This window comes from Okeania sp. SIO2B3 (genome assembly GCF_010672525.1).
In the GTDB taxonomy this organism is placed as follows: domain Bacteria; phylum Cyanobacteriota; class Cyanobacteriia; order Cyanobacteriales; family Microcoleaceae; genus Okeania.
Map to the genome: position 1 here is coordinate 137121 of NZ_JAAHGH010000002.1, position 22181 is coordinate 159301.

The following is a 22181-nucleotide window of genomic DNA, read 5'->3' on the forward strand; positions in this document are numbered from 1 at the left end:
TGCATATACAGGACTACCAAATTAAAAAGGCTCCCTATTTCTAGAGAACCTTTTTAATTATAGTTGATATATTCAGGTAATTGATAATTAAGTCAATCAAAACAAAATTGACTTATGCTTTATTTTTAAATATTAGGCTCCAATAGCATTTTTTACTATTAGTTTAAGTTCTAATGAAATTGGTAAACTATTAATTTCTCTAGAGAGATTTGATAAAGGTTCACCATCCGATTTTCTCTGTAGATAAACTCCTTTCAACAAAGCTTCTAATCCATATTTTGCTAGTGCATCTGATGCAAGTCCTATTATTCCCAGGAATACAATACCACCAATCATTCCACCTGGTCCTAACATTGCTAATGCTGCTGTAATTGCTGCTGCACCAGTGAAACCTGTGGTTGCCATTGCAATTAAAAGTATAACACCAGGTAATCCTACACCTGCTATCTTTCTTACAGCTTCATCCATAACTATTTTTCCTTTTTACCGCATAAGTTTTTTCCTAATACAATAATAACTATCTAAATCGTTGATCAGCAATAGTAAAATCACAGAAAATTAATTTATTTTTTATTAATAAAAATCAGAATAAAACCTAAAAAATACTGAAGGTAATTTCTATGTTTGACTAGGGTGAGAAAATATTATCTCAATCATATTTATCTAATTCCTAAATAATATTTACCTACGATACAACTACTACAAATAAACCCATTCTCATCATTTATATCTGTAAATTCAGTCGTTGTTATTGCATAATTTCATCTTAGAAAAAAATCCAATCAATTGCCTGATATTTCTTTCATTGTTAGCAAAAAGTTTAGCCAAGCTTGGTGCATTACCCAAAACATATACAACCCTGCTAAAGAACTACTAATAATAGTCAGCTCAAAACTTCTAACTGTCTTTGCTATAGCCATAAAGACTACCAATAGCGAGGAAATTACAATTACAGTAGATGGCTCCAGCATTATCTAAATTCTCCTTAACAAAATTAAAAAGGTTCCCTATTTCTAGAGAACCTCTTAATTATAATTAATATTTTGAGATAGCTAATGAGCAGATATAGCACTACGCACTAAAATCAAGACAACTATAAAACCTTAAAGCTATTATGTGTAAAGTTTTGACTTTAGCTGAGTGCTGAAAGCTGAGTGCTGAATGCTTATCCACCATCAAAACTAACCCAATACTTCCTTAGCTTTAGCAACAATGTTATCAACAGTGAAACCATACTTCTCCAGTACAACACCACCAGGAGCAGAAGCACCAAAAGTATCAACACTCAAAGTCGCACCTTCATCAGTCACATAACGATGCCAACCAAAACTAACACCTGCTTCCACTGCCAAACGCTTCTTCACAGATGCAGGGAACACAGACTCTTTATAAGCTGCATCCTGCTCTTCAAATAATTCCCAACATGGCATAGAAACTACCCGTACTTTCTTACCTTCAGCACGGAGTTTTTCACCAGCGTCAACACATTGGTAAGTTTCGCCACCAGTACCAATTAAGATAATATCTGGAGTACCTTCGCTGTCACTAACAATATAAGCACCCTTAGCAACCCCATCAATAGAACTACCAGCTAAATTAGGTAAACCTTGACGAGATAATGCTAACAAAGTAGGTTGAGGATGAGTTCCTTTAGCTTTTTCCACTGCAACCTTATACGCACCAGAAGTTTCATTACCATCCGCAGGACGCATTACAAGTAATTGTGGAATTAAACGTAAGGAAGCAATATGCTCAACAGGTTGGTGAGTTGGTCCGTCTTCACCTAAAGCAATAGAGTCGTGAGTCATTACCCAAATAACACCAGCTTCAGCTAAAGCAGACAAACGGATGGAGTTCCGCATATAGTCAGTGAACACCAAGAATGTTGCACCATAAGGAATTAACCCAGAACCATGTAGAGCAATACCATTACAAATTGCTCCCATACCATGTTCCCGCACACCAAAACGCATATTCCGGTTTTGATATTGACCTTTTTGGAAATCTCCTAAACCTTTGAGTAGAGTTTTGTTGGAAGGAGCTAAGTCAGCAGAACCACCAATTAATTCTGGTAAAACACCAGCTATAGCATTCAATGTTGCACCAGACTGGTTACGGGTAGCATCCTTCTTGCTTTCAGGAGTATATTTAGGTAGTGCATCTGCCCAACCTTCAGGTAATTTACCACTTACCATCCGCTCCAAAGTCGCTGCTTCTTCAGGATATTTAGATTTGTAGTCAGAGAAAAGTTTATCCCATTCTTCCTGATATTTTGCTCCTCGGTCAACTGCTTGACGGAAATGACTCAGAGCATCCGCAGGCACCTCAAATTCTGGATATTCCCAACCAAGATTTTTCCGAGTAGCTGCTACCTCATCCGGTCCCAGTGCTGCACCGTGAACATCATGAGTATCAGCTTTATTAGGAGAACCATAACCAATAAGAGTAGTAACTTTGATCATGGAAGGTTTGTCAGTAACCGCTTTCGCTTTTTCAATAGCGTCAGCGATCGCATCTAAACCAGTATTACCATCAGTAACGTGCTGAACGTGCCAACCATAAGCTTCAAAACGCTTACTTACATCTTCAGTAAAAGAAATGTCTGTATGACCATCAATGGAAATGTGGTTATCATCATAGAAAGCAATTAACTTACCTAACCCCCAATGTCCAGCTAAAGAAGCAGCTTCACCAGAAATTCCTTCCATGTTACAACCATCACCCATAATGACGTAGGTATAGTGGTCAATTAGGTTACAGTCTGGCTTATTGAACGTAGCAGCTAAATGGGCCTCTGCTGCAGCTAATCCTACAGCGTTGGCAATACCTTGTCCTAGTGGACCTGTAGTAACCTCAATACCTTCAGTGATGTGATTTTCTGGGTGGCCAGGAGTTTTGGAGTCCCACTGACGGAATTGTTTAATTTCCTCCATAGGTACGCTGTCAAAACCTGTGAGGTGCATGAGAGCATAAAGTAACATACAGCCGTGGCCAGCCGATAGAACGAAGCGATCGCGGTTTAACCATTTAGGATTTTTGGGGTTAAAGCGCATGAACTTATCCCAGAGGACAAAGGCCATTGGAGCAGCACCCATGGGTAGTCCAGGATGGCCAGAGTTAGCTTTTTGAACTGCATCAATTGCTAAGAAGCGGATTGAGTTAATACAAAGTTCTTCGAGTGATTGAGTTGCAACAACCATAGTTATCGTTTCTATATATTTGAATGTGTGAATACCGGAGCCGATCGGCCAGATATGGAATTTTTCTCAGGCCATATAGTTCATAAAAATAATAGTCAAATATCACATATCCTTATTTTGCAGGTGTTATCCTGACTGGGTGAACTACAACACCCTCTATCCCATAGTCAAATGCATTTGGGACTGCTTTTTTCATAATATTTAGAGAACCGTTCACATCAGCATTGATTAATCTTTTGCTGGCGGTACGATACAAACCTCTTTTAATTCTTTTTCCTGAAAAGGTGACATGATTTTTCTCACCTTCCTTGTACACTGGAATCAAATCATTATCTATAAAACTCGATGCGGAGGTATAAGATTCTTCTGTAATTATTACATCTATCCCTACCATTTTAGCTTTATAAGATAACATTTCTATTAATTTGTTATAGGGAACAGATACAAAGTTTTGATTATTTCTTTTCCCTAAATTTATCTTCTGCTTCCACTCTTCATTGTGCCCTATTATCAATCTTCCTATTTTCTGATTAATTAGAGTATCAATAATCAAACGAGACGCTTTATGAAGATAATCGTTGATTTTAAATTCTCTTTTATTGCACAACTTTTTCAGTCTCTTACTCGAGCTATTTTCCTGGAGTTGAGATTGTAGGCAGCTTTTAACTTTATTATAGTATTGATTTATAGATTTTAACGGTCTGCCATTTATCAAGAGCGGTTTTATTCCGGCTTGATTAAAAGTTAATGTAGCTAAATTGTTTAATCCTATATCAATACTTGCGCAACGATTTTTTTCTAGCTCGTATTGTTTTTCGCATTTCTCATAAATAACCTCTATTACATAATGGTTTATTCTAGGGACGAGACGAACTTGTTTAATTTGTGAAGTAGGTACTAATGTTTTTAGATAAATTCCTGTCTTACTAGGATTAATAATTCCTTGTTTTAATTGCCTATTGCTGATAGCTTGTGTCGTATAAACTACAATATTTCTTCCCGTTATTTTATTTTTATATCTAGGAAGGCGAGGACGAGCATTAAACTTTGATGGGTTCTGTTTATAGACTTCATTCGCTGCCAAAAAACTTTTCCAGTTTCTATCTAGTATCATCAAGATTTGTTGAGAGACTTTAGCTGGCATTGCTTGATAGTCTGATTGAGTAGAGAGTGTTTTTTGCAGGTCATAATAGTGACGACAATTATTTTCAAAGATGAAAGATTGACGAACTAAATAATTAGCATAGTTATAAAGATTTTTCGACAATAAACAAAGTCGGTCAATTTCATCATAAAACCGATGATTTGTCTGAATAATATGCCTCTCAACTAATTTCATAAACCAAGGAGTTAGAATTATATTAGGATTCGAGAAGTTCGGATTTTTTCTGATTATTTAGTCTGGAACTCTCAGGCAATTTCATTATACTATTAAACAGATGGTCGATATTTATTAAATTTTGTCAAATATTTAGTAGCTATGCTTGTACAAATCAACTAAGATATTTGACATAATTTGACTATATCTGACTATATTTATGTATAACTTTTACTCTACATTACAGATCATCTCATCATAGGGATCTCTAGGCAAGAGAAGTTATGGCGCTACGCGCAAGTCAGAAGTAGGGGTGATTTCCTCCGGAATGCTGGCGCAAACGCGTAATTAGGGCTTGCTGATTAAATATAAAAGCATTCACATATAAAGATTTTAGCTTTTTTAGGGCCTTTAAAAAGTACCTGGTATCACGTCTAAAACGCTCAAAAAGTTAGTATTTTAGGTGCATAGTTGGGCAGAAAAATTCAGGGACAAAACTTAGCTCCTAATTCCCTCTAAATTCCCATTTCTCCTGTCTCCTGTCTCCTACAAAGAGCAAAAAGACTTTCCATACGCAAACCCTAATTAGGAGCATGACCTTAGGAAATTGCCCCTACAGAAGCTGACAATCTGGATTTTAGCCCTTATTTTAAAGATTAAATCAGGTCTATTTTGTTTGTGGCACAAGATACTGACCATGAAAAAGGGGGCCTGCGCCCCCTACATAATTTCTAGTCCTAACCTCTAGACATATAGTCATTTAACTTTAGATTTAGACCAAGCTTTCTTGCTCTGAGGTAGTTTCAGAGGAAAAAACCTCTCTTTTTTCAGTTAAACTACTATCATCCTTAAATTTCTTAAATACTAGAGTGACATTATGGCCTCCAAATCCAAATGAGTTGGATAAGGCTGCTTCTACTTTGTGAGCACGACTTATATGGGGGACATAATCTAGGTCACATTCTGGATCGGGATTATCTAGATTGATAGTCGGTGGAATTTGGTCATAAGCGATCGCCATTACTGTTGCTATAGCCTCAATACCCCCAGACCCTGCTAACAAATGACCAGTCATTGACTTAGTTGAACTAATTGCTACTTCATAAGCACTTTTACCTAATGCCTTTTTAATAGCTTTTGTCTCTGTTGGATCATTTGCTCCTGTACTGGTACCGTGGGCATTTATGTAACTAATTTGTGCTGGAGTTAAAGCAGCATCTTTCATGGCCAACTGTATAGCTCTACTTGCCCCCTCTCCATTTGCAGCAGGAGCGGTCATATGATAAGCATCACAAGTCATACCATAACCAACTACCTCTGCATATATCCTTGCCCCACGACTGAGGGCACATTGCAACTCTTCTAGAAGTATAATTCCAGCACCTTCACCCATAACAAAGCCATCGCGGTCGCGGTCAAAAGGACGACTTGCATGAGCTGGGTCATCATTACGCCTGGATAAGGCCTTAGCAGAAGCAAATCCTGCCAATCCTAAAGGGGTAATGGCAGATTCTGCCCCACCACAAATCATTGCTTGAGCAAATCCCCTTTGGATCAGACGAAAAGCATCTCCTACAGCATTAGACCCTGAAGCACAAGCAGTCACACAACAAGAGTTAGGTCCTTTGGCTCCAGTATGAATTGCCGTTAGACCTGCAGCCATATTACCAATCATCATTGGAATCATAAAGGGGCTACACTTAGAAGGACCACGAGTCAGATATATCTCTTGTTGATCTTCTAATACTTTTAGGCCACCCACCCCAGTGCCAATTATTACCCCCACCTGTTCTGCGTTGAGGTCGTTGATTTCAAATTTTGCATCAGCTACAGCCTGTTTGCTCGCTGCAACTGCAAACTGGGAAAACCGGTCCATTCGTTTCGCATCTTTAGGACCAACATAGTCGTGAGGGTCAAATCCTTTTACCTCTCCAGCAATACGACATTTGTGTTTAGAAGCATCGAATCGGGTTATTAGGTCTATACCATTTTTGCCACTTAACAAGGCATCCCAATAATCAGATAGGGTGTTGCCAATAGGTGTTAAAGCACCCATTCCAGTGACAACTACCCGTTTCAACTCAGAATTTGTCATAATTTTCGTTTCCAGAAATTCCACACCCAGAAGGCAGAAACTTTGGGTTTTGGGAATGATGTTATGCTTTGGTTGTTAGTTGTTCGTTAATATAGTCCACAACAGCTTGAACAGTAGAAATTTTTTCTGCTTCTTCATCTGGAATCTCGATTTCAAATTCTTCTTCCAATGCCATAACTAACTCTACGGTATCTAGAGAATCAGCTCCTAAATCATTGGCAAAGTTAGATTCTGGTTTGACTTCTTCTTTTTCTTTTTCTAGCTGGCTGGCCACAACTGTTTGTACTTTGTCAAAAATGTCATCTTGGTTCATAAAATTTTCTCCTTTTTAGTTTGGATGTCGCGTATATCATCTTATCTGAAAACTGAGACCCCTCTATTACGGCATATAGGCAAATGAGTTTTGTAAATGCCTTTTTCTATTTTGTGGTTAAATTTTGTATCAGAATAAGCTTTTAATTATAAATAAGTAACAAAAAAATTATATATACTAATAAGTTATGTCTATAATACTTGCCTTCCTTATATAATTAGTTAATGTCATGCCCTCTCAAATACTGAAATATGCTTACTTCCCTGGCTGTGTTGCTCAAGGAGCTTGCCGGGAGCTTTACCAATCTACCCAAGTTCTTACTCAAGCTCTGGGAATAGAGCTAATAGAATTGAAAAAGGCTGCCTGTTGTGGCTCTGGTACTTTTAAAGAGGATTCTCAACTATTAGAAGATACTGTTAATGCCCGTAACATAGCTTTGGCCGAAGAGCTAAATTTAGCCTTACTAACGCACTGTAGTACTTGTCAAGGGGTAATTGGTCATGTAGATGAACGTCTCAAGGAATCTCAACAAACCAATCCTGACTATGTAGATCAAGTTAATGGCCTCTTGCAAAAACAGACTTGTTCTCCCTATCAAGGCAGCACAGAGGTCAAACATTTACTTCATGCCCTAGTTGCAGATTATGGTCTAGAAGAAATTCAAAATCGTGTTACCCGTAAACTCTCTGGCCTCAAGTGTGCTGCGTTCTATGGTTGCTATCTACTTAGAGGTCAAACTAATTTGCCATTAGATGACCCCTATCAACCAGAATCTATGGAAAATATGTTTCGGGCTATTGGGGCGACTCCAATTTATTACCGAGGCCGGACTCAATGTTGTGGTTGGCCTCTTTCTAGTTATGCCACCAATCAAGCTTTTCAAATGGCCGGAAATCATGTAAGCGAAGCTATTGACAAAGGTGCTGATTGTATGGTAACGCCTTGTCCTTTGTGTCACTTAAATTTAGATTCTCGTCAACCAGAGGTAGAAAAAGTGATTGGACGTAAGTTAGGTTTACCAGTGTTGCACTTACCTCAACTGATAGCTTTAGCTTTGGGTATTTATCCAACAGAATTGGGTTTGGATCGTCATGTAGTTTCAACTCGTCCAGTATTGGAAAAGTTAGGACTATAGCAGAAGTCAGAAGTCAGAAGTAGGGGCGAACGGCGTTCGCCCGTACATTATTGCTGTGACTAAATTTGAGAGGAGCAAGAATGTCCTAACAGTAATGGCGACTGCTATATATAGCAATGTGCGCTGGCATATTTACAAATTACAAGAACTGTCCAATAGCGAAAAATCTTATATTGTTAGTTTTTTCGATAGTCCTGCATGGTAATGGTAGGATACATATTCTTTAATTTCTCTCATACTCCCCATCTCCCCATCTCCCCATCCCCCCATCTCCCCATCCCCCCATCTCCCCATCTCCCCACACTCCTTTACCATTACTATGCACCACCACCGTTTTTTCTTCCCCCTGTTGCCTGTTGCCTGAGCACAGCGCTATAAATTCAGAGGTGTGCTTCTCTACTCTGAAAAAGTTTGGTCATTACATCACTAATTTACCCGAACATTGAGATATTTTAAGTTTTTCAACAATGTTTATCAAGGATGAGAAGTGGTGCGGTAAACTAAGTCGAAGCATTCACTTCTAAAACTTGCTGTCTCATCTGCCTTTATGCAGGTACGGCAAAATCAATTTGTTGGGAGAATTTAATTCATGTCTCATTCAGTAAAAATTTATGATACTTGCATCGGTTGCACCCAGTGTGTTCGTGCTTGTCCATTAGACGTTCTAGAAATGGTACCTTGGGATGGTTGTAAGGCAGGCCAAATTGCTTCATCTCCTCGTACTGAAGATTGCATTGGTTGTAAGCGTTGTGAGACTGCTTGTCCCACTGACTTTTTGAGTGTCCGGGTTTATCTGGGTGCTGAAACTACTCGCAGTATGGGTCTGGCTTACTAATACTCCTTTCCCTCTATTGGTTTTTGATTTTAGATTTAATAGAGGGTTGGAAAATTTTAGATATAGCAGAAGAAAGAAGGAAGAAGAAAGAAGGAAGAAGGAAAAATCTTACGTTTTCTGAGTTTTAAGCTTTTGATCTGTCCTAACCTTTCCTGCGATTTTTATAAGGTATAATAAATAAAAAATTTTGTAGAGGGAATTAATAATTTTCCCTCTATTTTTTATTTAGTTTCTACAATTATTACAGGAGTTTGGGAAAATAAAATGATGGAAAAGCCTATTCTTAAATAGGTTTACTCTTGCAAAATATTGATTCAATGGCAATTCCATGACTTATCTCTTTTGCCAAGTTTTATCTTAAGAAATATGTTTATAAAACATAGCCGTTTAAGGGGATGAAAAAAATAAACTTTAGTATCAGGACTTACGCAAAGGCAATATGTATAGAGTCCAGTAACTATTGGACAATAGTTTTGACCAGTATATATAGCGTATCTGCTTCATTAATGGATAATTGATAATTGATAATTACCTCGGGTTTTAACCGCTACGGAATTGAATATAAGGAGATATTATTTCTTCTCTTGGTCGATGGTCAGACAGCGAGGAGACCCGTTCTTGCAGACCCGTTCCGAAGATCGCCATCCGGAGACCGCTTTTTTTCCCCGATCAAGGGGCAGGCTTCAAGGCGCGAATTATTTAATTATTAATAATTAATTATTAGGTAAGTCCTAAGTATTTCAAGCCTCCCTATTGCACGAGTTACTGATAACTGATAACTGAAATGACACCCAATTTAAATGAAGTAATTAATTTTGTAGATAATACTACAAATTACAACAAGATTGCTTCAGCAATGAGAGAGCTTGTGGGTCAATTTATGCCAATTAAGGTCATCGAAGATTCTCCACCTTTTGCAGTTGCAAGGTTGGGGGTATTTTCCCGACCGGGACAAGCGCTAATTGTTGAAGAACTTGTAATGTATCTGCCTAATTCTCGTCATAGAGCTCATATCCATGATGAACCAGATGCAATTATCAAAATAATTACTGGAACTGGTGTTGTAGTTATTAAGGGAAAGCCTATACCTTACCAACCAGGTGATGTGCTTGATTTCCCAAAAAGTATTAGCCATGGTTTTGAGGTAGGAGATAAAGCTACACTTTTCCTATCGACTCAAACGCCTGGGATTATCAGGAGTGATGGCTCTGTAGACTTTAAGATATGCAGATTGAGAAGAGAGTTCTACTTCGCGGTAAAAAATTGCTTGATATTAACATAATACTTGAAATATTCAGGTAAAAAAAAGTAGTGAAATGGATTTACAAGAAGCTTTAGAAAGATATCAGGGTACTAAACTCAACCTAGATGAATTAAGCAAATATCAACAGTGGGCTTTCCGTTATTTCCATAATGAAGAAATTGTTTTGAACCCAAACCTTTCAGTAACTATACACTTAGACTTGGTAAAACCTCGTGAGGTTTATGAAAGGTCTTTTCAAAATACTCAAGGAGCATCTTTTCAAGGTTATCTTGTCTGGAATTTAGTTAAAGCTTTATCTCTGGAGTGGACTTTTTGTACCCGTAAAATTGATGGGGAATGGTATCTGTTTAAAAATCTTCCAGTTTTTTTCCCTATTGCTGTTGGTGGAGATAATAGGTTTAAAAATGTGATTATTAATGATGTTATTTCCATGGATTGGACAAAGTTTTGTAGGGTATATCGAGACTCTATTGGACACTACAACATGGATACTGATTCTGTTCCTAGACTTATATGGGAGATTTCTCATTTTATTGGCAACCTACCTTACTTAAACTTTACATCATTTCAAATGCACAGTGAAGTTATGAAAGCTGGTCGGTCTATATTTTACTTTGGACAACGCCACAATTTGTACCAAAGACAGACTGTTCCGTTAAGCATTACCTTCGACCATGCAAATACAGATCCCTATGTGTTGAACAATCTCATGCAAACCTATCAAAATTTGTTGATAACAGTTTAATTTAACTGAGGGAAACAATTTTGAACAAGGCAAGCAAAAGAATCAAAGAAAAAAATCATTTACTCACTGAGGAAATAGAATTTGAGAGAGCAAATTTAGGCTCCCAAAGTCTGGGAAACAAGAATCTCAACCAGCAAAACTCACCAGAAAATTTTCGCCCTCGTTTCCTGCGGTTCACTACTGTCAATATTCTTTCAGACATCATAGTTCCTCTAGCAGGTTTAGTAGATACAACATTCTTAGGACATTTGCCTAATATTCATCACTTAGCAGGAGTTTCTCTTGCTAGTGTAATTTTCAACTATCTTTACTGGAGTTGTCTTTTCCTATATGTAGGAACAACTGGACTAACAGCTCAAGCATCAGGACGTGGCGATCGCCATCAAGTTCTGCTGGTTTTACTACGCAACTGTTTGATAGCTTTACTTTTAGGAGTGCTGATACTGCTGTTGCAAAACCCGCTACAGAAAATAGGATTTCACTTACTTGCTGGCACTCCAGAAGTTAAAGCTCTAGGTCAAAAATATTTTCAAGGCAGAATTTGGGATGCTCCTCCCACTCTGATTAACATGGTACTGATGGGTTGGTTTGTGGCACAACAACAAGGGAATAAAATTTTAGCAATGTCATTGGTTGTAGGTGGAACAAATATATTTCTGGATTACTTATTGATAGTGAATTGGGGATGGGGGAGTTTCGGTGCCGGGATAGCAACAGCAGCTAGTCAGTATCTGACTTTGGTTGTAGGAATAATATTCTTGCCTTGGGAAAACCTTCGGGCGTTAATTCCGAGAATATATCAAAAGATATTTCAACTACAGGAACTGAAAACTACTTTTCAGCTAAAGGGAAACTTTTTTATTGCTACAGTCATATCTATCTTGACCTATGTAATTTTCATCAACCTGAGCGCAAGTTTTGGCACTTTGATCTTACTGAGTAATAGCTTAATGTTTCAAATAGTTAGTATGTCAACTAATATACTTGGGGGGCTGGCTTCAACAACGCAAGTTTTAGTGGGAAGTTATTATGGTGCTGGAGTTAATCAAAAATTACTCCCTATTCTGAAATTTTCTTTTCTGATTGGGTTCAGTTTAGTACTACCTATTGCTTCAATATTTGTCTTATTTCCAGAGCAACTCTTTGGGGTATTCACAAATAATGCTGAATTAATTGCTATTGTTAGTAATCAGGTTTTTTGGTTACTGCCACTACTTGTCTGTATGTCTATGGCTCATGTTTTGGATGGATATTTCAATGGTTTAAACAAAAGCTTGGTTGTTCTCAGAAGTAGAGCTGGTTCTTTAATTGGATTTTTGCTTGTAGCATTTATCGCTTGGCAATTAAATTCTTCCGCTCTTTTGTGGTTAGCTTTCTTATTGTTTATAGCTACAAGAGCTATAATATTAGGAATTAAGGTGTTCTTAAATAAGTAATCAGCAATCAGCAGTCAGCTCAAGAAACCATTATGAACGACTACCTCCTCTATAGCTCCCATTTCTCCTGACTCTTAACTACTCCCTACTCCCTTTTTCCCCTCCTGGGAGGGGTTAGGGGTGGGTTTATTTTCCCCTCCTGGGAGGGGGAGGGGCGAGGGGTGGGTCCCTACCTCAACAAAAAGACTTCCATCAGCAAACCCTAATTAGTGCGATGTATCCAACCATTAATAGTAAAGCGACTGTCTGCAAAAGCTTGAGATGGGCAACTTACTGGCAAAACTTCGTGTAGATAACTACTGAAGAAAAATACAATACTATTGTTTTTTGGCTCTATGGTTTTAAATGTATTAGCTGTTGAATAATATTTTCCCTGAATTTTACTGTCGTAAATTCTTAAATTTCCACCTGTAAATGCTTTGGGTTGTTGATAAAAATAGTAAACATAAGTAATAACTCTCGTATCAACAGGATATTGATTATCAACATGAGTCTTGTAGAAGTTCCGGTCGTTATGAGCCGTTAACTGAGTTTCAAATTTACTAATTGAAAATTCCGGAACATTTAATTTTGTGAATACATCTGGCAAAATTTCTTGAATTTTTTTAACAATTAATTCCTCGAATTTAGCAAAAGATGGTAATACTAAAGCACGTCGATTTTCGTTATTTTTAAACCTATTTGTGGTTGGCTCATTCGATACTACTGCCGGGACAAAATCTGATTCTTTTGGCAACACATAATTCAATAATTGTTGATTTTCTGAATAGCTGAGGAAATTTTCTCTAAGTAAATAATTAGATTCTAAAATTTCTATTTGAGGAGTTGGGTCGGGGTCAGTTTTGATATTCGGTTGAGTTTGTTGTATTTCAATGTTAGCCATTTTTTAACTCATGTGAAATTAGTAATATCATGTTCGGTTGAATACTTATAAATAACTGTTGTGAGGAGTCAGAAAGTAGGGGCGAATGGCCATTCGCCCGTACAGGATGGAAGGAGGGAAAAAAGGAGGGAAAGAGGAAATATTGGAGAATAGTATTGATAATTTCAGTATTTCTTTGGTACTGTCGGTACTGTCAGTCCTTAAATTTTATTTATAGCTGATGGCTGATAGCTGACGGCTGTTTGCGCAGCATTCCGTAGGAAATGCTTATTTACAATGTATCCAACCATTAACAGTAAAACGACTGTCTGCAAAAGCTTGAGACGGACAACTTATTGGCAAAACTTCGTGTAGATAACTACTGAGAAAAAATACAATACTATTGTTTTCTGGTTCTATGGTTTTAAATGTATCAGCTTTTGAATAATATTTTCCCTGAATTTTACTATCATAAATCTTTAAGTTACCACCTGTAAAGGCTTTAGGTTCTTGATAGCAATAGTAAACATAAGTTACTGTTCTCGTATCAATTCCAGGATGTTTATTATCAATATGAACCTGATAAAAATTCCGGTCGTTATAAGCAGTTAACCGATTTTCAAATTTACCAATTGGAAATTCTGGAATATGTAATTTGGCGAATACATCTGGTAAAATTTCTTGAATTTTTTGAACTATTAATTCCTCGAATTGAGGGAAAGATTGCAAGACTAAAGGACAATGTTGATTTTCATCAAAATTCAACCTATTTGTGCTTGAATAATTTGATACTATAGTAGGTAAAAAATCTGATTTTTTTTGCAACGCATAATTCAATAATTGCTGATTTTCTGAATAGCTGAGGAAATTTTTTTTAAGTAAATAGTGAGATTCTAAAATTTCTGTTTGAGGAGTTGATGTGGGGTCAATTTTGATATTCGGTTGAGTCTTTTGTATATTAGACATCTCCAGAAAAGAGTGAATAGGGAACAGGGAACAGGTATGGAGAGGATAGTAATTGATAATTTATCGATAATAATTGATTTTATTTTTGATTATCGGAGATATCTATTGATGTTAGCCACTTTTTACTTAATTTGAAAATTAATCAGCTTGGTCTTACACAAAGACACTCCATATATAGTATTTTCAACTCAAAAAATCCGGTGTTGCTGAATAAGGAGATTATATATAGGAACTTAGTTTCTCAAATCAGCAACACCTCAATCAATGAAATGTTAATTATATATTTTACTTATCCAGGACTTACGCATTTTTCCGACAAAAACACCATATATACCATAGTGCTATAGTTTTTATCTACTATATGTAGTGCCTTTGCGTAAGTCCTGTTATCCTAAAAATTTGCCTAATTTTTCGCTAATTTCCTACTGGAGCAGGAGGTCCTGGAGGACCTGGAATTCTCAATTCACCCTCTACTGGAGCAGGGGGTCCTGGAGGACCTGGAATTCTCAATTCACCCTCTACTAGTGCGGGAGGACCTGGAGGACCTGGAATTCTCAATTCACCCTCTACTGGTGCGGGAGGACCTGGAGGACCTGGAATTCTCAATTCACCTTCTACTGGTGCGGGAGGACCTGGAGGACCTGGAATTCTCAATTCACCTTCTACTGGTGCGGGAGGTCCTGGAGGACCTGGAACTTTCAAATCATCTTCTATAAATGGGGTGAGCTTATCCAAAACTGTTAGTTGGACCATTTTTTTAACTCCGTTTAGAATATTTCGATTTAGAGAATTTGTGCTGCAATTATATCCCATAAGGATAGGCATTTTACCTTAATTATTCGGTAAGGATAATAAGTATTCGAGAGGACATGATATAATTTATAGCTTTACTCATATCGGAGAATTTGAGAATTGTCCTAACAAAACCTGCAATTACTATGGCAAAGAAAAACCTGATTCTCCTACGGGATAACTAACTTTGAGTAAGTATTATATATAGTCAAAGTTAGTCAGAATAAAAAATAAAATGTGTGGAATTGTTGGTTATATTGGTACGCAGTCAGCTACAGAAATTTTACTATCTGGACTAGAAAAACTAGAATATCGGGGTTATGATTCTGCCGGACTGGCCACTGTTTGGGAGGGACAAATTAAATCTGTCCGCGCTAAGGGTAAACTACACAACCTGCGGGAAAAATTGGCCGGAATAGAAGCACCAGCGAATATTGGTATTGGTCATACTCGTTGGGCGACTCATGGCAAACCGGAAGAATATAATGCTCATCCTCATACTGACGATACTGGACGAGTGGCAGTAGTTCAAAATGGAATTGTTGAAAATTACCGAGAGTTACGCAAAGAATTAGAAGAGCGGGGACATAAATTTATTTCTGATACTGATACGGAAGTTATCCCCCACTCGATCGCAGAATTTTTATCTAATTTTACTGAAGGCAAAAGGGAAGCATTTTTAGAAGCTGTACGTCAGACTGTGAATAAACTGGATGGAGCATTTGCGATCGCTGTTGTTTGTGCAGACTATCCCAATGAACTTATTGTTGCTAGACAGCAAGCTCCTATATCTATTGGTTTAGGACAGGGAGAATTTTTCTGTGCTTCTGATACTCCTGCTCTTGTATCCCATACTCAAGTTGTTGTCAGTTTAGAAAATGGTGAAATGGCTCGTTTAACACCTCTGGGGGTGGAAATTTATAACTTTGCAGGCGATCGCTTGAATAAAGTACCCCGCATTCTTAACTGGAGTCCGACTTTGGTTGATAAAAATATTTTTAAACATTTTATGCTCAAGGAAATTTACGAGCAACCAAATGTTATTCGGGGTTGTTTAGAAACTTATATTAATAGTGATTGGGATATTAATAACGATGGTGTTTCTCCGACTAATTTAGAATTATCTCCTGCTCTATATCAAGACTTAGAACAAGTTGAAATATTTGCCTGTGGTACGAGTTGGCACGCTAGTTTAATTGGGAAATATTTATTGGAACAATTAGCGGGAATTTCAACTACAGTTAATTATGCTTCTGAAGCTCGTTATGCACCTTCTCCTCTGAAGAAAAATACTTTGACAATTGGTGTGACTCAGTCTGGAGAAACAGCAGATACTTTGGCAGCTTTGGCAATGGAACAACAACGACGTTTAGATAAACCAGCCGAATTTTCATCAAGGTTGCTAGGAATTACTAATCGGAGTGAAAGTTCTCTTGCTAGTTTAGTAACTCAAATTATTGATATTCGGGGAGGTATTGAAATTGGTGTTGCTGCAACTAAAACATTTGTGGCACAGGTAATGGCGTTTTATTTATTGGCTCTAGAATTAAGCTGGCAAAAACAATATTTATCTGGCAAACAAATTGCAGAAATTGTTAATGGTTTGCGACAGATACCTGCACAAATGGAACAGATATTAGAAACTCAAGATAGCCAAATAGAAGACTTTGCTCACCAGTTTAATGATACTCAAGATTTTATATTTGTGGGTAGAGGAATTAATTATCCAATTGCTTTAGAAGGTGCTCTTAAACTGAAAGAAATTAGTTATATTCATGCAGAAGGATATCCCGCTGGTGAGATGAAACATGGTCCGATCGCTTTGTTGGATGATAAAGTACCTGTAGTTGCGATCGCTATGCCTGGTTTAGTATATGAGAAGGTGCTTTCTAATGCTCAGGAAGCTAAAGCGAGGGATGCGCAGTTAATTGGGGTGACTCCTGAAAGTACCGAAGCGGATGTTTTTGATAATGTGTTGGCAGTGCCTGCTGTGGATGAGTTGTTGTCTCCGATGTTGACGGTTATTCCTTTGCAGTTGTTAGCTTATCATATTGCTGCTCATCGTGGTTTGGATGTGGATCAGCCGCGAAATTTGGCGAAGTCGGTGACTGTGGAGTAATGTTTCAGTTATCAGTTATCAGTTATCAGTATTTTCTGTTGAAATACTTGATTTTTAATCTCACCAAACTCCCCTTTTCAGTTATCAGTATCTTCTGTGGAAATACTTGATTTTTAATCCCCCCAAACCCCACTTTGAAAGCTATGCTTTATAAACATCTTTCTTAACATAAAACGTAGACAAAAAAGACAAGTTATGTGTAAGTCTAAGAGCGGCTTTTTCGGGAGAAAATTGTATTGAAAAATACACGCAAGTGTGAGGACTGTAGACAAAATTCTTACTTCCCCCTCTTCCCCCTCTTCCCCCTCTTCCCCCTCTTCCCCACCTTCCTACAAGGGTTTCAGGAGTTCCTTATAAGGGATAGCTTTGAAAGGGGGCTTAATAATTTATATTTACGGGGTAAATTTATTAAAATTAAAATGGTATGAGTAGACCACAAAGTAGGGAGGTTGGATATAATCAAGACTTACACAAAGTGTTCAAGAAACTGGGTTTATTGTCGCGATTTTGTTGTTAAAACCACGAAATTTCCGCAAATAAACTCGGTTTCTGCGTAAGTCCTATTTATAGATAGGAAATGGGTTCTATAATGATTAGGATTTAATCAGCTCTCCAAATTTTTTTGGAACTCTAAGTTAAGAAATAGAAGTATATCACCAAGGCTAATTCCAATTGTGATAAATGCGGGTAAGGTTTCTGAAAGTACGGACACCCAAAAAGGGTTTATAAAAGGAATAGTATTCAATAATTTACTAAAGACTATTTGTAATCCAATAGATATTAAACCCACTAAAAAACTGAAGAAGAAAACTCTCCACCAATTACCTTCAACTATAGAGCGACTATAAAGGAAAGAGGGTTCCCCCTTTTGGTCTCGGAGAATAAAAGCAAGCCCATAATATCCATTATTGACTAAGTAAATTATTCCTGGTATGAAAAGTAGTAGACATCGAAGAAAATAATTAATCCCAAACCTAAAACTTAATAAGAATAGAGGAACTAAGGTCACAAATATTTTTTTGACAACACTTTGATAATTGGTATTTCTTTCGTGAACATAATTATCTGTAATAACTGATACGGCTATGTAATAGATAAAACTTACAAGAATGACAAAAATCAAAAAAACATAATAAAATGCTAAAAATAATCCCGAAGGACTATTTTGAAGCTCAGTTGTCAAAGCTGACATAATTATCGAGAAAGGCAAACTTATTGTACAAAAAAGCAGTAGGATAGGTTTCAAGTTTTTCAGATAAACATAAAATCCCATAGAGATTAATTCTATTAATCCAAGTTTCCTACTTTTAAGTTCAGAGAGAATACTCATTTTTAATTACTCCATATATAGTTAAGGTTATTGAGACAGTAAATAATACGAAAGTATCTGTATCATACTGGAGGTTTATATTTCTTTTTACTGGATATTTTTTGGCCTCCTAACTTTAACTTTATTATAACAAGACTACCTGAAAGATATTTTTATAAAAGTGCTGAATATCTTGATATTACAGAGTTATGAGTGGAAAAGACTGATTTTTTTGTAAAAAAAGGAAAATAGAATCATGTTAAAACAAAAGGAAAATAGAATCATGTTAAAACAACTAGAACGAATCACTTTTGACCCGAAAGTTATGACAGGAAAAGCTTGTATTCGAGGAATGCGAATACCTGTTTCTTTAATTCAGAATTTAGTTGCTAATGGGAAACCTAATCAGGAAATTTTAGAGGAATATCCTGATTTAGAATTAGAGGATATTAAACAATGTTTGTTTTATGCTGCTTGGTTAGCTGAAGAAAGAGTTATTCCTATTGAAAAAAGGCAGGAGTTAGAATCAGTAACATGAAGTTTCTAGCAGATGTGGGTATTTCTCAAAGAACTGTATAATGGCTCCGAAATCAAGGCTATGATATTGTTCATTTAAGAGAACAAGGGTTACAAAAATTGGCAGATGAAAATATCTTAGCTAAAGCTATAACTGAGGAACGAATTTTATTAACAATGGACTTAGATTTTACCAATTTACTAGCATGGAGTGGGGGTGCTTTACCCAGTGTTATTATCTTTAGATTAAAAAATCAGAATTATAATAATGTTAACGCTCAATTAGAAAATGTTCTGAGTCAATGTCAAAATCAATTATTAGCAGCGGTAATTATTTCAGTCAGCGATGATGCTTTCCGAGTTCGCAATTTGCCTATTTAACAGTTATCAGTGCGATCGCTGATTGTTTGATAATGTGTTAGCGGTGCCTGCGGTGGATGAGTTGTTGTCGCCGATGTTGACTGTTATTCCTTTGCAGTTGTTAGCTTATCATATTGCTGCTCATTGTGGTTTGGATGTGGATTAGCCACGGAATTTGGCGAAGTCGGTTACGGTGGAATAGTATAGCGCTTCCCGTTTTTGTGAGGTACACCTATGGCGGGCAAGATGCCTGCACTACATGATTTTCACCATTTATATAGAATTTAGTCAGAGCGATCACCCAAATAAGACCCAGACCCAGAATGAATTTAATAATAGTAGGTTCTGATTGGTCAATTCCCACAATATAGAATCCGGTTACACAATATATGGGTAGTACATTAGCAAAATTTTCATTTTGTGAAGCTTCAAAAAAATCTAGAGAGGAAGATAGATTGCATTCGGTAAAAAACCGTGGTAGTATAAGTATATTGGGGTAAGTTCGCCCATACGCCTGACTTTTTATTCAACACAAAAAAAAGAGACTTTTAGACAAAAAGGAGCGATCGCTCAGATCAGTTCAAGTTTGCTCATTTTGTGAAGCTCAAAAAAATCTAGAGAGGAAGATAAATTGCATTCGGTAAAAAGCCGTGGTAGAATAAGTATATTGGGGGAAGTTTGCCCATACGCCTGACTTTTTATTCAACACAAAAAAAGAGACTTTTAGACAAAAAGGAGCGATCGCCATTCTAGCTGAACTAATAAATAATTAAATTAACTCCAACGTTGTAGTTGTAGTAAAGACAAAAGCAAAATTCCAACCTTTCCTTTTCCTTTCCTATTATTTCAACCAAGGACGAGTAACTTCTTCCAACTGATTAAATTCCTCTTGACTTATCTCCCAACCAATAGCCCCTAAATTTTGTCGAACTTGTTCAGAATTTTTACAACCAGCAATAGGAATCACACCATCTTGAAAAACCAACCAATTCAGAGCAACCTGAGCCAGAGTTTTGTCATATTTTTCACCAATTTGTTTTAACAAAAACATCACAGGATCAATTTTTTCCAAACCCTTTTTATGGAAACGAGAGTCAAATTGACGAGCGCCAGTCGGCGGTTTTTCCACAGTATATTTCCCAGTTAATAAACCTTGAGCCAAAGGACTATAAGCTAAAATTGTCACCCCTAATTCTCCAGCTGTATCTAAAATTCCTTGAGCTTCAATTTGTCGAGAAAGCAGAGAATATCTCACCTGATTAGTTGCTAAAATTACCCCTCGTTTTTCCAGAATTGCATGAGCTTGACGCATCTCTTCCGCCGAATAATTACTAACACCAACCGCTTCAATTCTGCCCTGTTTTACTTCATCAGCCAAAGCATTTAATAAAGTTTCCTGACTCATAAAAAAAGTAAACGGCCAATGTACTTGATAAAGAGTAACTTTCGGCAACATTAATCGTTTCAAACTAGCAGTAACAGCATCAGCAATAGACTCTGAAAAAAAACGCCAAGGAACAGGACCATATTTAGTCGCAATTTGCACAGTTTGTTCAGTTTTTTGCATAAATTTTCCCAGCAATTCTTCTGATAAACCATTGCCATAAACTTCAGCAGTATCAAAGAAATTTATCCCTGCTTCTAAAGAAGTTTGAAAAGCAGCTTCTACTTCATTAGCTCCATAATTACTGCCATAATTCCAGAAAAATTTATCCCCCCATGCCCAAGTGCCAATACAAATGGGATTAACAGTTATTCCTGTTTTACCTAAAGTAGTTGTTGCCATGTTCAAAAAAATCTTAATTAGTGTATAATACAAATTGATAAATGTTTGCTACAAATAGCTAGGATATTTCTTAGGAGTCAGGAGTCAGGAGTCAGGAGTCAGAATGAATAGCTTTAATAGCAGTTTTTAGGTCTGAATTTATCTTTTTTGTCCAAGAAACATCTCCTATAAAGTATTTTAATTGCCCAAATTAATTCGTAACATTCTTTTTTTACGCTTGGTATAATACTTAGAACTAGACTAACAATTTTCAGTAAAAATTCAATCTAGATAGATGTTAATTTACCAAAAAATAATTCAGTTATCAGTCTTCAGAATTGAAAATAAAATTCAGTAATGCTTCTGTATGAATAACAGGGTTTAAAAGCCCATTAAGTCATAAAATTGATAGTTTTCAATTAGTTCATAGTCAACAATCACCGAATAATTATTTTGTCTTCTAGTTTGGTAAGCATTCAGCGGTCAGCTATCAGCCATCAGCTATTGCTTTTAGTTTTAGATAAAAGCTTTACTTATTGAGTCAGAATTTGTACTTACTATAAAAGCTGGCAGAAACAGTCTATAATTCATTAAAAACCTCTGCTTTTGCTGAGAGCTAACAGCTAATAGCTGTTTGGGCAGCATTCCGCAGGAAATGCTTACTTAGTTTGTGGCAACTGACTTAAAAAATCAGGTCTCAAACCTCCCTTTTTAATGAGGATAAAACAGAAAATTTTGCATCTTCTCGCCTCCCTATTATAGGAGGTACTAAAAAAGGAGGCTATAGCAATCATAAATCATTTGTAAAAAATCTAAGGATATATAAAAATTCTGAAACTTTTACCGAATAATTAAGGTTTAAAGCCTCTCTTTTAAAGGAGAAACAAGACAAATTTTTCCTTTGAGCCAATCCTCTTATTTTCAAGGAGAGGTAATAATTAATAATTAATTATTAATTATTAATTGTTGAACCCTGTTGCCTGTTCCCTAAATTCAAAGATTTTTTTACCCGCACCTGAAATAGGATTGCTATAACTGATATAGCGTTTTCAAATGAGATGAAATGTCAAACAAGAGTTGGTTATTTACTAACAGTAAAAATCGGGTAAACCTTCTTACCTGTTCCCTGTTGCCTGTTGCCTGTTGCCTAA

The 22181-nt window shown here is 36.7% G+C and carries 18 protein-coding genes and 2 pseudogenes; 9 read left to right on the forward strand and 11 right to left on the reverse strand.

What is annotated here, in order from left to right:
- Positions 1 to 132: 132 nt before the first annotated feature.
- The 6 genes from F6K15_RS01760 to acpP form a co-directional block, all read right to left on the reverse strand.
- Positions 133 to 468, reverse strand: coding sequence for a hypothetical protein (locus tag F6K15_RS01760; protein WP_293056306.1), 336 nt, complete (start codon positions 466 to 468; stop codon positions 133 to 135).
- A 314-nt stretch (positions 469 to 782) separates the two neighbouring features.
- Complete coding sequence (locus tag F6K15_RS01765) at positions 783 to 971, reverse strand: hypothetical protein (protein ID WP_293056308.1); 189 nt, start codon at positions 969 to 971, stop codon at positions 783 to 785.
- 210 nt (positions 972 to 1181) lie between these two features.
- Complete coding sequence (gene tkt, locus F6K15_RS01770; protein ID WP_293056310.1) at positions 1182 to 3200, reverse strand: transketolase; 2019 nt, start codon at positions 3198 to 3200, stop codon at positions 1182 to 1184.
- A 112-nt stretch (positions 3201 to 3312) separates the two neighbouring features.
- A complete protein-coding gene (locus F6K15_RS01775; protein ID WP_293056312.1) occupies positions 3313 to 4539 on the reverse strand; it encodes a transposase in 1227 nt (408 codons plus the stop codon).
- 751 nt (positions 4540 to 5290) lie between these two features.
- Positions 5291 to 6613 (reverse strand): beta-ketoacyl-ACP synthase II, encoded by a 1323-nt coding sequence (gene fabF, locus F6K15_RS01780; protein WP_293056315.1) that lies wholly within the window; start codon positions 6611 to 6613, stop codon positions 5291 to 5293.
- Positions 6614 to 6674: 61 nt separating this feature from the next.
- Positions 6675 to 6926 (reverse strand): acyl carrier protein, encoded by a 252-nt coding sequence (acpP, locus tag F6K15_RS01785; RefSeq protein ID WP_293056317.1) that lies wholly within the window; start codon positions 6924 to 6926, stop codon positions 6675 to 6677.
- Positions 6927 to 7155: 229 nt separating this feature from the next.
- On the opposite strand from acpP, the gene F6K15_RS01790 reads away from it, so the two are divergent.
- Entirely contained in the window at positions 7156 to 8061 is a 906-nt protein-coding gene (locus F6K15_RS01790; protein ID WP_293056319.1) for a CoB--CoM heterodisulfide reductase iron-sulfur subunit B family protein, read from the forward strand.
- 168 nt (positions 8062 to 8229) lie between these two features.
- Here F6K15_RS01790 and F6K15_RS01795 read toward each other — a convergent pair whose 3' ends face one another.
- Complete coding sequence (locus F6K15_RS01795) at positions 8230 to 8376, reverse strand: hypothetical protein (protein ID WP_293056321.1); 147 nt, start codon at positions 8374 to 8376, stop codon at positions 8230 to 8232.
- A gap of 274 nt (positions 8377 to 8650) precedes the next feature.
- On the opposite strand from F6K15_RS01795, the gene psaC reads away from it, so the two are divergent.
- From psaC to F6K15_RS01815, 4 genes are all read left to right on the forward strand, one after another.
- A complete protein-coding gene (gene psaC, locus F6K15_RS01800; RefSeq protein ID WP_006616272.1) occupies positions 8651 to 8896 on the forward strand; it encodes a photosystem I iron-sulfur center protein PsaC in 246 nt (81 codons plus the stop codon).
- Positions 8897 to 9680: 784 nt separating this feature from the next.
- Positions 9681 to 10178, forward strand: coding sequence for a cupin domain-containing protein (locus F6K15_RS01805; RefSeq protein WP_293056383.1), 498 nt, complete (start codon positions 9681 to 9683; stop codon positions 10176 to 10178).
- A gap of 34 nt (positions 10179 to 10212) precedes the next feature.
- Entirely contained in the window at positions 10213 to 10905 is a 693-nt protein-coding gene (locus tag F6K15_RS01810) for a CatA-like O-acetyltransferase (RefSeq protein ID WP_293056385.1), read from the forward strand.
- Between the two features lie 20 nt (positions 10906 to 10925).
- The gene (locus tag F6K15_RS01815) at positions 10926 to 12341 is read left to right on the forward strand and encodes an MATE family efflux transporter (protein ID WP_293056387.1); all 1416 of its coding nucleotides are present in this window, start codon (positions 10926 to 10928) and stop codon (positions 12339 to 12341) included.
- A 202-nt stretch (positions 12342 to 12543) separates the two neighbouring features.
- Here the strand turns inward: F6K15_RS01815 and F6K15_RS01820 are convergent, their stop codons facing one another.
- The 3 genes from F6K15_RS01820 to F6K15_RS01830 form a co-directional block, all read right to left on the reverse strand.
- Positions 12544 to 13224, reverse strand: coding sequence for a 2OG-Fe(II) oxygenase (locus F6K15_RS01820; RefSeq protein ID WP_293056389.1), 681 nt, complete (start codon positions 13222 to 13224; stop codon positions 12544 to 12546).
- Positions 13225 to 13491: 267 nt separating this feature from the next.
- Positions 13492 to 14169 (reverse strand): 2OG-Fe(II) oxygenase, encoded by a 678-nt coding sequence (locus tag F6K15_RS01825; protein ID WP_293056391.1) that lies wholly within the window; start codon positions 14167 to 14169, stop codon positions 13492 to 13494.
- Positions 14170 to 14583: 414 nt separating this feature from the next.
- Positions 14584 to 14922, reverse strand: coding sequence for a hypothetical protein (locus F6K15_RS01830; protein WP_293056393.1), 339 nt, complete (start codon positions 14920 to 14922; stop codon positions 14584 to 14586).
- 274 nt (positions 14923 to 15196) lie between these two features.
- On the opposite strand from F6K15_RS01830, the gene glmS reads away from it, so the two are divergent.
- The 4 genes and pseudogenes from glmS to F6K15_RS01850 all read left to right on the forward strand — a co-directional run.
- Positions 15197 to 17080, forward strand: a complete 1884-nt coding sequence (gene glmS / locus F6K15_RS01835) for a glutamine--fructose-6-phosphate transaminase (isomerizing) (RefSeq protein WP_293056395.1) — start codon at positions 15197 to 15199, stop codon at positions 17078 to 17080.
- A gap of 1565 nt (positions 17081 to 18645) precedes the next feature.
- The gene (locus tag F6K15_RS01840) at positions 18646 to 18927 is read left to right on the forward strand and encodes a DUF433 domain-containing protein (protein WP_363267101.1); all 282 of its coding nucleotides are present in this window, start codon (positions 18646 to 18648) and stop codon (positions 18925 to 18927) included.
- A gap of 53 nt (positions 18928 to 18980) precedes the next feature.
- Positions 18981 to 19286: pseudogene (locus F6K15_RS01845) on the forward strand (DUF5615 family PIN-like protein); the annotation flags it as partial.
- A gap of 22 nt (positions 19287 to 19308) precedes the next feature.
- Positions 19309 to 19431 (forward strand): annotated as a pseudogene (locus F6K15_RS01850) (hypothetical protein); the annotation flags it as partial.
- Between the two features lie 675 nt (positions 19432 to 20106).
- On the opposite strand, the gene F6K15_RS01855 reads toward F6K15_RS01850, so the two are convergent.
- Positions 20107 to 21051, reverse strand: coding sequence for an aldo/keto reductase (locus F6K15_RS01855; protein WP_293056400.1), 945 nt, complete (start codon positions 21049 to 21051; stop codon positions 20107 to 20109).
- Positions 21052 to 22181: the final 1130 nt, after the last annotated feature.